The organism is Bacillus sp. AR8-1 (assembly GCF_008042345.1).
Classification (GTDB): Bacteria; Bacillota; Bacilli; order Bacillales; family Bacillaceae_G; genus Bacillus_A; species Bacillus_A cereus.
The window spans coordinates 287,906-302,093 of the sequence record NZ_QNUB01000017.1 but is presented as its reverse complement, the minus strand read 5'-3'; the positions used below and the strand labels follow the sequence as shown (position 1 = coordinate 302,093).

Genomic DNA, 14,188 nt, shown 5'->3' with positions numbered 1-14,188 from the left:
AGAAAGGGCCTTAGCCCGTTTGCTCATCCTCATTCTTTCTCTTCTCTTCATCTATTAGAACACGGCGCAAAATTTTCCCTACTGTCGTTTTCGGCAATTCATCTCTAAACTCATATACTTTCGGCACTTTATAAGCCGCTAAATATTTACGTGCAAACTGATTTAATTCTTCCTCAGAGCATTCCGTACCTTCTTTTAACACAACAAATGCTTTAACTGTCTCTCCTCGGTACGGATCTGGAACTCCAATTGTCACTACTTCTTGCACTTTTTCATGCTCATATAATACTTCTTCAACTTCACGAGGATACACATTAAATCCACTCGCGACAATCATATCTTTCTTGCGATCTTTTACATAGAAGAATCCATCTTCATCCATGTAGCCAACATCACCTGTATGGAGCCAGCCATCTTGCAATACAGCCGCTGTTTCCTCTGGCTTATTCCAATATCCTTTCATAATTTGAGGGCCTTTCACTACAATTTCACCTATTTCTCCTGGCGGTAATGCCTCACCAGTTTCAAGCGACATAATGATTGCTTCTGTATCTGGCCACGGAACTCCGATGCTACCTGGCACTCGCTTTTCCCATAAAAAATTACTATGTGTAACCGGAGAGGATTCTGTTAAACCATATCCCTCTACTAGTTTACCACCTGTAACTTTTTCGAACTTTTCCTGTACTTCTACTGGCAGTGGTGCTGATCCACTAATACAAGCACGAATAGAAGAAATATCGTATTCTTTTAAAAGCGGACTATTTAAAAGAGCGATATAAATAGTTGGTGCCCCTGGAAACAATGTCACTTTATGCTTCTTAATCGCTTCAAAAACCATTTTCATATCAAACTTTGGAATAAGGACCATTTTGTATCCTTGCATAATACTTAAATTCATAACAGCTGTCATACCATAAACATGGAAAAATGGAAGAACCCCAAGAACGACTTCTTCTCCTTCTTTGCAATTATATAACCATTGAACTCCCATTAACGTGTTAGAGACGAGGTTTTTATGCGTTAACATAACTCCTTTCGGAAATCCGGTTGTTCCTCCTGTGTACTGTAAAAGAGCTAGATCATTTTCAGGATCACAAGGCACCTCAACATTCGTATTCACTTCTTTTTCTACTGAATTCCAAAGATGAATCGTTTCACTCTCTGATACTTTCACAACTAAATTCGACTGTTTTTTCTGCACAAATGGATACAATAGATTTTTAGGGAATGGTAAAAAGTCTGCAATACGAGTTACGATAATATGCTCAATTTTTGTAGCAGATTGAACATTCGTTACTCTTGGAAACACTAAATCGAGACAAAGTATTACTTTTGCTCCCGAGTCATGAAGCTGATATTCTAATTCCCTTTCTGTATACAGTGGATTGGTTTGTACTACGATACCTCCCGCAAGTAATGTACCGTAATAACCAATTACAGCTTGCGGACAATTCGGCAACATAATAGCAACTCGATCACCCTTTTCCACACCGAGCTTTTGAAGATAATTTGCAAACCGCTTCACCTTATCATGGAAGTCCGAAAACGTAATATCCTTCCCTAAAAAGTGAAGCGCTTTCTTTTCTGGGTAGCGAGAAGCCATCTGTTCTACATATCTATGAAGCGGCTGAATATCATAAGAAATCGTACTCGGAATTTCCTCTGGATAACTTTTCAACCATGGTTTTTCCACCTTCATTCCCCCTTCAAATACATAAAAAATAAATGAATGTTCATTCATGATGGTTATTTTCATTATATTATAGTCACCATAGCGTTACAATCATAATATTCTGACTTTTGTATAACTATGCTTTACTTCATTAACTTCTTATTATATGTAGAAACTCTCTTAATCTTAAAAGAGTAAGAGAGTTTGTCATTAACTTAATCTTATAATTGTTAATACCGCTCCTGGGGTAGTTGTTGATAATGTCGCAACAGCTAACAAACCAAATAATTGCAAACTAATTGCACTCCCCGCCGCAAGAGTCGTAATAATTGTCGCACTAAATGATGTCGTTGCTAATGCAGGAGAATTAATAGTCCCAGCAAGCGGTGCCCCATTAATTGTAATTCGTGAACTAACTAATAATGCAGCCGTTATATTAATTGAATATGAAATATAATAATTCCCTGCATTTGCAGCCGTAAATACTGTGTTCCCCCCAGACACTGTAATACCTGGACCAATATTCTGATTGTTTGGAAGCGGGACATTTGTTCCACCTAGTAGTACCGATATTGCTGTACCCGACGTATTATTTGCAAATGCGTATGTTGCCGTTACACTTGTGCCTGTTGCTCCTGTTGGACCTGTATCGCCTGTCGCTCCCGTTGGACCCGTTGCTCCCGTTACTCCTGTCGCCCCCGTTGGACCCGTTGCTCCTGTTGGGCCTGTTGCTCCCGTTGGGCCTGTTGCTCCTGTTACTCCTGTTGCTGTTGTTCGTTTTTCTCCCGTTGGGCCTGTTGCTCCCGTTACTCCTGTCGCCCCCGTTGGACCCGTTGCTCCCGTTACTCCCCCGTTGGACCCGTTGCCCCTGTTATTCCTGTCGCTCCCGTTGGGCCTGTTGCTCCTGTTATTCCTGTCGCTCCCGTTGGGCCTGTTGCTCCTGTTATTCCTGTCGCTCCTGTTGGACCCGTTGCCCCTGTATCGCCTGTTACTCCCGTCGCTCCCGTTGGACCTGTGTCGCCTGTTACTCCTGTCGCCCCCGTTGGGCCTGTGCCACCTATTGCTCCTGTTGCTCCCGTCGGACCGGTTGGACCAACCTTAGGAACTGTCCCATCGCAACTAAAACAGCATGAATCAACATGTACACCATTTTGATTATTACACCCACAATATCCATTTACGTTATTGCTCCATGAAGACATGTTGATCACTTCCTTTACATTCGATCTTTTTAGCGCAATCACCGACTTAAAAAACACCTATCTAAATAACAAAGAAATACTTTGCCTAGTCGGGGATAAAACACAGATTTCCTCCATACATTCTAGTAATTATTACATGCGATTCACTCTCCTTTTGCTTGTACTTTCGCCTTATCTCCACAGACTATTAACAATACACATTACACTATCGTACACAGCCACTTTCCCATTTAAACTTTCCACATTCGCCAATATTTTTAGTAAAGAGGCTTATTCTTCATAAATAGCGACTATAATATATAAAAATCCGTATAATTCGTTATTTTTCGTCAAAATTTTAAAAATATATTGACACTTAAAATACCCTCATAGTATGATTTGGGTGTTGTAATTGATAACCATTTTCACTTATGGTACTAGTTACAAAAAACACTTAATTTGGGGGCAGAAGATGAAGAAAATTCTCAGTATTTTCATAGTAGTTCTTCTATTCGCTGTTGGATGCGGACAGCAAAAAGAGGAGAAAAAAGAAACAAAAGCGGACAATAAAAATCAAGCTATAACAATTAAACACGCTGAAGGCGAAACGAAGTTAGATAAACCAGCGAAAAAAGTAGTTGTACTTGAGTGGGTATATTCAGAAGACTTATTAGCACTTGGTGTTCAGCCAATAGGGATGGCAGACATTAAGAATTATAATAAATGGGTAAATACAAAAACAAAACCAAGTAAAGATGTTGTAGATGTAGGGACACGTCAACAACCAAACTTAGAAGAAATTAGCCGTTTAAAACCAGACTTAATTATCACAGCTTCATTCCGTGGTAAAGCAATTAAAAATGAATTAGAGCAAATTGCACCAACAGTTATGTTTGATCCATCAACAAGCAATAATGATCACTTTGCTGAAATGACAGAAACATTTAAACAAATTGCAAAAGCAGTTGGAAACGAAGAAGAAGGTAAAAAAGTATTAGCTGATATGGATAAAGCATTCGCTGATGCAAAAGCAAAAATTGAGAAAGCAGACTTAAAAGATAAAAACATCGCAATGGCACAAGCATTTACTGCTAAAAACGTACCAACGTTCCGTATCTTAACTGACAATTCTTTAGCTTTACAAGTTACAAAAAAATTAGGTTTAACAAATACTTTTGAAGCAGGAAAATCTGAGCCAGATGGTTTCAAACAAACAACTGTAGAATCATTACAAAGTGTACAAGATTCAAACTTCATTTACATTGTAGCGGATGAAGATAACATTTTTGACACGCAACTAAAAGGCAACCCTGCTTGGGAAGAATTAAAGTTCAAAAAAGAAAACAAAATGTATAAATTAAAAGGCGACACTTGGATTTTCGGTGGTCCTGAGTCTGCAACATCTTTAGCAACACAAGTAGCAGATGTAATGACAGCGAAGAAGTGATTACACGATGAATAGCTTACAACATACACTTCGAGCAAGTCTTGTATTCGGAGGAGGAGCAGCTCTCTTGCTCCTCCTTTTCTTTATTCATATCGGACAAGGTCAAGCAAACATTTCCTATAGTATGATTATTAATGCTCTTATCTCACCGAACCAATCGCTAGAACATCAAACTTTAATCATGCTTCGATTACCTAGAGCTGTAATTGCCATTTTAGCTGGAGGTGCTCTTGCTGCATCAGGGGTTATTTTACAAACGTTAACGAAAAATCCACTTGCTGAATCCAGTACAATGGGTATTCACTCTGGCGCATATTTCTTTCTAGTAGCGGCTACAATTTTCTTACCGAAAGGCTTGCAAATTAATTCGCTTCTGTTCACATTTATCGGCGGTGCTATTACTGCTTTATTTGTATACCGTATTTCTGGTGGAAAAAAGGGAACCCCACTTAGAATGGCATTAGCTGGTATGGTCGTTACATTAATGCTCTCTGCCTTTACCGGAACGATGCAGCTTTTCTATGAAAATGAAACAGCTGGTTTATTTTTATGGGGAGCTGGATCTCTTATTCAAAATAACTGGGATGGCGTTCAATTTGCTTTTCCATTTATCATTATTTCTTTCCTAGTTTTACTATTTATATCTCGTAAACTCAACATTCTCTTACTTGGTGATGATGTTGCTGTTTCTCTTGGTGAAAAAACAGCAATAACACGTCTTATCGCCTTCATTGCTGCAATCTTTTTAACAGCAGTAATTGTTACTGTTGTTGGACCAATTGGATTTGTCGGCTTAGTTGCACCTCATTTAATGCGCCTTATCGGATACCGTCAACACTTTACTCTTCTTCTCTCTTCTTTCTTATGGGGGGCAGTATTATTGCTTGGAGCAGATGTTGTCGGTAGATTAATAGATCCAACCGGTGCAGAACTTCCTGTTGGGGCAGTCACAGCAATGATTGGATCTCCTTGGCTTATTTACTTAGTTTATCGAATGATGAAGTCGAAACAATATATGAATGATAACGGTGCGAATGCAGCTGGAGCTAGTTCCCGCTATTACTCTTATAAAAAGGTCATCATTATATCTATCACACTTTGTATTGTGACGATTGCTCTTGGTGTTACAATCGGTAGTAACGCTTATATCGAAAGCATTACTAATGTTATATCAGGTCAATTAACACAATTTGACAAAAATATGATGATGAATCTTCGTTTACCAAGAATGCTCGTTGCCGCTATTGCTGGTGCATGCCTTGCAATAAGTGGGCTTGTTTTCCAAGGTATATTACGAAACCCACTTGCCGATCCTTCTATTATTGGTATTTCATCGGGAGCTGGTGTCGGTGCTTTAACTGTTATGTATGTCTTTCCTGCACTTCCTGGTTTCTTCCTACCAATTGGTGCATTTATTGGTGGACTACTTGCAGTAGGAATTGTCCTCTTCTTCTCATGGAAATCAGGGTTTAGCCCCACAGCTCTTGCTTTAATAGGGATTGGTATTTCTGCACTTGGCTCAGCAATTATTCAAATCTTTATCGTTAGAGCCAATTTGAATGTTGCCGCTGCTTTAACATGGTTATCTGGCAGTACGTATGCAAGAGGGTGGAATCACTTAGAAAATATCATTCTATATCCATCTCTAATTCTTGTATTCATTATCTTTTTCTTAATAAAACAACTTGACGTTCTCGTACTGGGAGACGATTTAGCAACTGGACTTGGGCAACCAGTAAATAAAACACGTCTTGCTCTAATTGTGCTAGCGACACTACTTGCATCAGTAAATATCGCTGCCGTCGGTACAATTGCCTTTTTAGGCCTTGTCGCACCTCACTTAGCAAGAATTGTTGTTGGTATGAACCATCAAAGACTATTCGTTTGTTCAGCACTATTTGGAGCAATCCTTCTTTCTGTTGCTGACTTACTTGGACGTACAATCGCATATCCGAAAGAAATTCCTTCTGGCCTTGTCGTTGCTGTACTTGGAGCACCTTATTTCTTATGGTTGATGAGGAAAAGTGGGAAGAAAGTTAATTAAAAAGGAGGCTTCTTGTTAGAAGCCTCCTTTTTACACATATATTCAATATATCTCTGTTGAAAATTATATTTAAATTAAATTTTTTAGTATACAAACTATCTCCTTTCAATCACTAACTATTTTTAACTAATTCAATAACCCATCTAGAAATAGAAGAAAAAATAGGAGAAACATTTCCTACAAACTTCGTAGTTTTTTCAATTGACTCATTACCTTTATCAACATATTCATTATACTGTTTTAACATATCTTTAGATGCGCTCTCATCTATATGCTCAAATTTTTGTTGCCACATATCTTCATTATTTTTATACTGTAATTCTTCTCTTTCATCAATAGGGTTATTTGGGACGTTCTCTATCCCATCATGTTCCTCAAGTAAACTTACATACTTCTCTTTTCTATAAAAGTTAAGATTTCTTTTTGGTAACATATCATAAAAATCTAGCACATCCGCTTCCACAATTTGAACAGCCAACTTAAGTTCAGCATCAATTCGCTCTACTAATGTTGCTATAGTATAAAATTTTTTATTCTCATATAAGTATTCTCGTAATGAATAAAAATCGACTACATTATTGCAATGCATAAAAACCTCAAAATCAACTTCTAACAATCTCTGTTGAATTTGTTGTGGTAATTTTTAAAAAAACACCTGTAATTTAATTGAATCCTCTACTAATTCGGGGTGTGCTACATTATAAATATTATCCATTTGTTTTTTCGCACTATAAAATTCTAAAAAATGTTTATAATATTGAGTGAAAACTTTTTGAAACTGCTCAATAATTTCTTTTAACTCGCTATCCATTTCCCCACTCCCTAAATCCTAATTTATAGAACACTATTCAATTATATCAAAATATTACCTTTTTTTACAAAAATATCTCCATTCAAACCCTTCCTAAAATGAACTCTTAAAAGCGCATTAATCGGTTTTATTTACTACTAAAAGAATTTTTCACAGGGAAGATTCAATACATAGAGGGAATAACGTCTCTCTCACGAATTTAATCTATGAACAAAAATAGGAGGGATAACTATGTACCAAACTATTGACGGCTTCTTGCAATCATGGACATACGAAGCAGAGTCTACTCAGAAAATGCTTGATTCATTAACCGATGCATCTTTATCACAAGAAATTGCACCTGGGCACTGGACGTTAGGTAGAGTTGCTTGGCACATCGTGACGGCAATTCCTGTTATACTATCTGGCACAGGGCTAAAGTTTGAAGGAGAATTGAAAGATTATCCTGTTCCAACTTCTGCAAAAACAATTGCAGATGAATACCGTAAAGTAAACGCGGCTTTTGTTGAAACACTTCAAAGTAAATGGACTGATAAAGACTTAGCTACTATTAATGACTTCTTTGGTCGCCCTATGCCGAATTCTATATTTTTAATGACACTCATTAATCATCAAAATCACCACCGCGGACAAATGACGGTTTTAATGCGACAAGCTGGCTTAACAGTTCCTGGCGTATATGGCCCCGCAAAAGAAGAATGGGCTGCGGCTGGAATGGAAGCTCCTAAAATGTAACGACAAAAAAGACAAGATGTTTACATATCTTGTCTTTTTCTGTAACTTGTTTCATGTGAAACTATTTTTTAAAATGGTTGTTTTATGGAATATATAGGTTAAAATGAATACATATTACGAAGAGGAGTAACCAAATTGAATACAAAAAATAAAAAAATAGCTATGGGAACTATTTTAATAACTTCTCTTATTGGAGTTATTAGTGTATCTCTTTATTTCACCTATTATGGTACCCCTTGGGGAAAACAAGCAGCAATTACGGACTCAAAAGAGTATATTACAAAATATTTTAATCTAGATGCAGAAGTCAAAAATACTTCTTACGATGCTAAAATGAATAGCTATGCAATCTCCTTTGAAACAAGTACCGACGGCGAGTTTACTATCGAATATAAAAGTCCTAATAACTTTAACATTTCTCCAGACGTGCAAAAGTATTTAAGCACACACTCTAAATTTACAGAGTAGTAACGAAGCGTACATATACACAAAAGAGTTGGTGTAACGCCAACTCTTTTTCACATATTCTTATCATACAGTTATATCTTCCTTCTCTATATTTTTAATGCCGTAATACGCAATCACAACTCCAATTGCCGCCAATGCTAGTTGAAGGGGAAGTAAAGTTGCTGTAGGAAACTCTGGGTTGGTATTCATTGCAATTGAGACAACGATAAGAGATGAAACAATTGTAGTTGGTACTGAACGTTTACGCATTCCGAAATATAATGGGATTAAACTCATCCCCGCAGTTGCAATGGCTAAAGGAACTAGTTTTATTCCTTCTTGCACCAATTGATCTACTGTGAATGAATTAGGAAGAATTGAAAAACAACTATCTATCCCAAAGAAGATTCCTACTACTAAAATGTTAGATACAATAACTGTTATAAATGTTACTATCGCTGTAATAGCCAACTTACTAGCCATCATTTTCTTTCGGTTAATGGGATAAGAAAACATGAGTAGTATTGTTTTATTTTTATATTCGCCAATTATTAACCTTGCTATTAATACACTACCAAAAATAATAAATGTTGCTCTTACTACTGTACTAGCCATTAACAAAATCATCTGCGGATCTCTTATTTCTGGATCTCCTTCTATTTGTGCAATGAAACTAACAAAGATTAATAATGCCAGTATAATAATATTTGCAATAACTGCTCCCCTCACATACCATCCAAACTTAAATTTCTTCAATTCTAACTTCATAAGACGTAGCATGATATTCCTCCTTCCTCCTTGGACTTAATCAATATAAATGACTCCTGTTTCACTTAAAATCTTCGCTTCATTTTTTGCATCACCAATCGTTCCTACTTTTATTTTGTCTGTATTTTTATCTTTCTTAAGTCCTTTTAAATCCACTATTACGTCAGCCGAATTACTTTTAGCCATAAGCTTCAATGATGTAGGGACACCTTTATACCGTACGCCAATATCCCCTGATTCTGTTTCTACAAATAATGATTTTCCTTCTGTCATATCTTTCAGTAATACTTCCCCAGATGTTGAATTGATGTTCATATTTTCATTTTTTACATTTTTTACATAATTATCTCCAGTAGTGGAAGTTATATTTACTTCTTGTAATGAACTATCTTTTAACATTAAATCTCCGCTTTCGGATGTAAATTCACCCTTCTCTGCCGATAACCCTGTAATCATTCCATCTCCAGATTTTCCTTTTGTCACGATGCTTTTTACTACTATATCTCTTATTTTCACATCACCCGATTTATTATTTACTACAATTTTATCTATTTCTTTCTTCGGAATAGCTATAGATATACTATTTTTCTTCCTAAACGTGAAACCATTAAAAAATCTGTTCATCTTTTGTTTTTGTTTAATCATAATTTTATTTTCATCATTTTCTATTTTGACAGGATCTATCTCTTTATCTACTTGTTCACCTTGAGCGGAAATTACTATTTTATTAGCGTCTTTACGTTTAAATTCAAGATTCCAATTTTCATTGTCTACTTCTATTTCTTTTATATTATTGATTTCAAAAGACTTTTCTTTCTTAAAATCTTTCCCCTGAAACACCTTAAAACCAAAAACCGCACTAGCAATTGTAATGAATAATATTGCAATTACTATTATTTTTTTCACCATTCATACCCCAGTTCGTTTTTTGTTTTAAGCTTGCTTCACGCCACATCGATCTTGTCGATTTTACGAAACGATAGATAACTAATGAAAATTCCTAATAAACAGAGCACGATTGGGATAGCTATAAAATCAAACATACTTACTTGACCGTTTCCAGGTCCAAAGTTACCACTAATCAGCATACCAATTATTACTGCCGAAGTAATCGTTGTCGGTGTCGATTTCTTTCTCATTCCAAAAAACAAAGGAATTAAACTTATACCAGATATCATAAATGCACTTATAATAGTACCTGGAACGATAGCTATTATTTCACCTATCGTAGCTGGTGTTTCAATCAGTCCCATCATTGGACTCACAAAATAAACAAGCAAACTAATAATGAAAGTCGCGATAATGGTACTCACAAAACAAAAACAAAAAACAATTGTTAATTTCGCACTCATTAGCATTTTCCTTTGAAGCGGATACATAAATGATAGTTGTATCGTTTTATTCTTATACTCATCAATTACTAAACGTGATAAAATGACCGAACTAAAAATAATGAATGTTATCCTAATAAAAATATTTACTAAAGCCATATTCTGTGTGAAGTCAGAGAAGAGCATGTCTTCCTCGGCTTTCATTCCCAATGCCATAAGGCTTACTGCAGCGAAAATTGCTATAATACAAATTGCTACCCCTTTAAAGTAACTAGATAATTTATGTTTCTTCCATTCGAGCTTCATTAATCTAAGCATACAAACCACTCCTCCATTCTTTATATAACTGTCTTTATGCAGCTAACATTCTAATTCCAGCAGTAACGAAGCTTAACATTCCTATCACTAGTAGAATTAACAACCATTTCCGCTCTGGTTTTCTATAATATAAAATTCCACTTATTAGCATTACGATAAATCCACTTACCAGGTTCAGCCACAGTCCATTAAGCATGAATACCTTCTCCATCCATTACATTTAAGAAATATTCTTCTAAGGAACTATGTTTCTTATTAATACTTTCAATTTCCACATCGTTCATAATAAGTGCTTTTGAAATGGCCTGCTGAGACGCTGACGTATCATACACACGAATCATGGTTCCACTCATTATTTTGTAGTTTTTTATACCAAGTTTATCTTCTAAAATATAAGCTGCACGTTTCACATCAGGAACAGTGATTTCAATGTACTCTGTTTGCTTTCCGTTAATACTCTTCATTGAAACTTCTTTTATTAGTTTTCCATTTTGAATCACACCAATTGTATCGGCCATTAGTTCCATCTCACCTAAAATATGACTAGAAACTAATAATGTAATACCGTATTCTTTGCAGAGCATTTTAAATAATTCTCGTAACTCTTTAATACCAATTGGATCTAAACCGTTAATTGGTTCATCTAAAATGAGCAATTCTGGCTTTGTCACGATCGCCCTTGCAATACCGAGTCGTTGTTTCATTCCTAATGAAAAATCTTTTACTTTTTTATTATCTATCCCTTGTAGTTTCACTAAATGTAAAGCATGGTCAATTGCATTTTTATCGTAGTAGCCCATATATTCACAATGCAGGTCTAAGTTTTCTTTCGCCGTTAATTTATCATAAAAGATTGGGTATTCAATAATTGTCCCCATTCTTTTTAATACTTCATAAGATGTATCTGTTAATTTCTCACCGAAGATTTCAATATCACCACTCGTCGGTTTTATTAAATTTGTAATCATTTTCATAATCGTTGTTTTACCAGCACCGTTTGGTCCTAAAAAACCGTAAATTTCTCCTTTTTTCACATGCATGTTAACACCGGAAATAACTTCTTTCCCTTTAAACACTTTCGTTAACTGGTTTGTTTTTAATATATATGTCATGTTACTTTCCCCTTTCGCAATACTCTATATTTCTATAATAGACAACGAAAATCTCTTTTTTCTTACCCGTTTCTTACAAATTCCTTACGCTGAAAAAAAGCTTGTAGAATCTACTGCTCTACAAGCTAAAACTGCATCTTTGTTAATACAATTGTAAAAATTGTTTTTTCATACGGTTTACTAGAAAGGTGAATTTTTCCGTCCATCGCTTCCACAAGCCGTTTCGTAATCGTTAATCCTAGACCGCTTCCTTGGTACAATCTATTTCTTGAATCTTCAAGTGTGTACATACGCTCAAATACTTTATCAATATGAGATTCATCAATCCCTTTTCCTTTATCCCATACGTCTATATACACACTCGTTTCATCATCTCTTAACGTCATACCAAGTGCCTTTCCATCGTCTCCATATGTAATCGCATTTGATATTAAATTATTCAATACCCTACCTAATACTTCTACATTTCCAAGTGCGTATATATTTCTTTCTGGTATATCAATATGAACCTGAAAACCTTTCGTCGTCACTAAATCATAAAAAGATAAAATCTTCTCGCGGCAAACTTCATTCATATTTACTTTTGTCATTTCAATTGCTTTGTCACCAGATTCTAATTTTGCCAAGTCAAAAAACTTATGAATTAACTCCATCACTTCTAGTGTTTTCATATGCACTTTTTCAAGTAATATTTGTTGTTCTTCTTTATTTATCGTTTTATCCTTATTTAACATTTCTGTATATCCAAGAATAACTGTTAGTGGTGTTTTCAAGTCATGCGAAATATTTGAAAGCATTTTTCTCATCGAAATTTCTACTTTTGCATGATCTGCATTCGTTTTCTGTTTTGCATCTAATAATTGATTAATTGCCACTAATAATTTTTGCAATTCTAGATCATCTGTCATAACGAGTAACGTCTCGCCTGTTTTGTCATTTACAATACTTTCTAACTTTTCATATGTGTATCGTAAATTTTTACTACTATTTTTTCTCATTCTATATTGCATATAAATAACACATAACAATATAAAAATAATACCTATTAACAAATTGACCATATTACATCACTTCCAACTTATAGCCGATGCCCCATAACGTTTTAATATATTCTGGATTAGATGGATCACTTTCGATTTTCTCACGCAATCTTCTCATATGAACATTAATAACGTTATCATCACCGTAATACTCTTCATTCCAAACTAACGTATATATTTGCGCTTTTGTAAATACACGATTTTGGTTCTTTACGAATAGCTTTAAAATCTCAAATTCTTTTAAAGTAAGTTTGAGAGGCTTCCCGTTTTTTTCAACTGTAAAATTAATTGGATCAATTGTTAAATCACCAATTTGAATCATTTTTTCTATTGTTTCTGTAGCCGAGTATTTCGTAGACCTCCGAATACCTGCTTTTACACGTGCAGCCAATTCAATCATAGAAAACGGCTTACAAATGTAATCATCTGCTCCAAGTCCTAATCCAACAGCTTTATCAACATCTGTATCTTTTGCCGACATCATTAAAATCGGAACTGCACTTTTTTCACGAATGATTCGTACAACCTCTAAGCCATCTAGCTTTGGCATCATAATGTCAAGGATAATCAAATCAAATGAACCTTTTAAATATGTGTTCACACCTTCTTCTCCATCAGACGCAATTGTTACTTGAAAGCCCTCTTTTATTAAATACTTTTCCACCATCTCTTGAATTGAGATATCATCTTCAACTAATAAAATATGATGTGACATATGTCTATCCCCTTTTTACAAACGTTAACAATCCAATTGTATCGTAACTACTACAGACTGGAAACAATTATATGAATTTTCAAACCAACTTCCCTTCCTTCCTTAACAATGATATGATGAAATTCACTACGATTGTTCATAATTAACTTTATATAAAGGAGACTTATCATGTCAGAAAATAAAAAAGTAAGCTTAGCTGATTTAATGCGCGAACAACTTGCAAAGAAAAAGCAAGGTAACGGTAATGGTCAGAATGCCAAAAACCAAAGCCAAGAAACGAAAAAATTACAAAACCAACAAACGAAGAAAGCAAACAACCAACGTAGACGTACAGGTGTGTAAATGAACGGACAAAAACGTTCTAATATCGCGCCCGGTCTTGAAGTTGATATTGTATTAAAACAAGATCAACGAACAGGCAAATTAACACGTGGAATTGTAAAAGATATTTTAACAAAATCCCCTTCCCATCCGCATGGCATTAAAGTACGATTGCAGGACGGGCAAGTCGGTAGAGTACAAAATATCGTTCAATAAGAAAAGGAGCTCAAGTAAACTCGAGCT

Annotated in this window: 16 protein-coding genes and 1 pseudogene; 6 read left to right on the top strand and 11 right to left on the bottom strand. The window is 35.4% G+C overall.

Annotation, left to right across the window (positions count from 1 at the left end; genetic code table 11):
- Positions 1–10 precede the first annotated feature (10 nt).
- Both DN400_RS12805 and DN400_RS29460 read right to left on the bottom strand, forming a co-directional pair.
- Positions 11–1,696 carry a long-chain-fatty-acid--CoA ligase gene (locus DN400_RS12805; protein ID WP_000414744.1) on the bottom strand — a complete coding sequence of 562 codons (1,686 nt, stop codon included), beginning with the start codon at positions 1,694–1,696 and terminating at the stop codon, positions 11–13.
- 189 nt (positions 1,697–1,885) lie between these two features.
- Positions 1,886–2,877: pseudogene (locus DN400_RS29460) on the bottom strand (BclA C-terminal domain-containing protein).
- 451 nt (positions 2,878–3,328) lie between these two features.
- Between DN400_RS29460 and DN400_RS12795 the strand changes: the two are divergent.
- Positions 3,329–4,303: an ABC transporter substrate-binding protein gene (locus DN400_RS12795; protein WP_147801703.1), complete on the top strand. Its 975-nt coding sequence runs from the start codon at positions 3,329–3,331 to the stop codon at positions 4,301–4,303.
- 7 nt (positions 4,304–4,310) lie between these two features.
- Positions 4,311–6,347: a Fe(3+)-hydroxamate ABC transporter permease FhuB gene (fhuB, locus tag DN400_RS12790; protein ID WP_098850763.1), complete on the top strand. Its 2,037-nt coding sequence runs from the start codon at positions 4,311–4,313 to the stop codon at positions 6,345–6,347.
- A gap of 112 nt (positions 6,348–6,459) precedes the next feature.
- On the opposite strand, the gene DN400_RS12785 is transcribed toward fhuB, so the two are convergent.
- Positions 6,460–6,936, bottom strand: coding sequence for a hypothetical protein (locus DN400_RS12785; RefSeq protein WP_147801702.1), 477 nt, complete (start codon positions 6,934–6,936; stop codon positions 6,460–6,462).
- A 54-nt stretch (positions 6,937–6,990) separates the two neighbouring features.
- Positions 6,991–7,158, bottom strand: a complete 168-nt coding sequence (locus DN400_RS29450) for a hypothetical protein (protein WP_179953504.1) — start codon at positions 7,156–7,158, stop codon at positions 6,991–6,993.
- Between the two features lie 231 nt (positions 7,159–7,389).
- On the opposite strand from DN400_RS29450, the gene DN400_RS12780 reads away from it, so the two are divergent.
- Together DN400_RS12780 and DN400_RS12775 are read left to right on the top strand one after the other, a co-directional pair.
- Positions 7,390–7,893, top strand: a complete 504-nt coding sequence (locus DN400_RS12780; RefSeq protein ID WP_098015375.1) for a DinB family protein — start codon at positions 7,390–7,392, stop codon at positions 7,891–7,893.
- Between the two features lie 135 nt (positions 7,894–8,028).
- Entirely contained in the window at positions 8,029–8,361 is a 333-nt protein-coding gene (locus tag DN400_RS12775; protein ID WP_065229406.1) for a YfjL-like protein, read from the top strand.
- A gap of 63 nt (positions 8,362–8,424) precedes the next feature.
- Here the strand turns inward: DN400_RS12775 and DN400_RS12770 are convergent, their stop codons facing one another.
- From DN400_RS12770 to DN400_RS12745, 7 genes are all read right to left on the bottom strand, one after another.
- Positions 8,425–9,120, bottom strand: a complete 696-nt coding sequence (locus DN400_RS12770; protein ID WP_000945180.1) for an ABC transporter permease — start codon at positions 9,118–9,120, stop codon at positions 8,425–8,427.
- A gap of 24 nt (positions 9,121–9,144) precedes the next feature.
- Positions 9,145–10,017: a DUF4097 family beta strand repeat-containing protein gene (locus tag DN400_RS12765; RefSeq protein ID WP_147801701.1), complete on the bottom strand. Its 873-nt coding sequence runs from the start codon at positions 10,015–10,017 to the stop codon at positions 9,145–9,147.
- Positions 10,018–10,052: 35 nt separating this feature from the next.
- Positions 10,053–10,757 carry an ABC transporter permease gene (locus DN400_RS12760; protein WP_000945210.1) on the bottom strand — a complete coding sequence of 235 codons (705 nt, stop codon included), beginning with the start codon at positions 10,755–10,757 and terminating at the stop codon, positions 10,053–10,055.
- Positions 10,758–10,791: 34 nt separating this feature from the next.
- Positions 10,792–10,953 carry a hypothetical protein gene (locus tag DN400_RS29445; protein ID WP_000931814.1) on the bottom strand — a complete coding sequence of 54 codons (162 nt, stop codon included), beginning with the start codon at positions 10,951–10,953 and terminating at the stop codon, positions 10,792–10,794.
- On the bottom strand, positions 10,946–11,869 hold the full coding sequence (locus DN400_RS12755) for an ABC transporter ATP-binding protein (RefSeq protein WP_000221065.1): 924 nt from the start codon (positions 11,867–11,869) through the stop codon (positions 10,946–10,948). The genes DN400_RS29445 and DN400_RS12755 overlap by 8 nt, the downstream gene beginning before the upstream one ends.
- Before the next feature lie 125 nt (positions 11,870–11,994).
- The gene (locus DN400_RS12750) at positions 11,995–12,930 is read right to left on the bottom strand and encodes a HAMP domain-containing histidine kinase (RefSeq protein WP_065229408.1); all 936 of its coding nucleotides are present in this window, start codon (positions 12,928–12,930) and stop codon (positions 11,995–11,997) included.
- A gap of 1 nt (position 12,931) precedes the next feature.
- The gene (locus DN400_RS12745; protein WP_000018029.1) at positions 12,932–13,624 is read right to left on the bottom strand and encodes a response regulator transcription factor; all 693 of its coding nucleotides are present in this window, start codon (positions 13,622–13,624) and stop codon (positions 12,932–12,934) included.
- A 168-nt stretch (positions 13,625–13,792) separates the two neighbouring features.
- Between DN400_RS12745 and DN400_RS29440 the strand changes: the two genes are divergently transcribed.
- A complete protein-coding gene (locus tag DN400_RS29440) occupies positions 13,793–13,966 on the top strand; it encodes a hypothetical protein (protein ID WP_001293577.1) in 174 nt (57 codons plus the stop codon).
- A complete protein-coding gene (locus DN400_RS12740) occupies positions 13,967–14,161 on the top strand; it encodes a YwbE family protein (protein WP_001014307.1) in 195 nt (64 codons plus the stop codon). It begins immediately after the preceding gene.
- Positions 14,162–14,188: the final 27 nt, after the last annotated feature.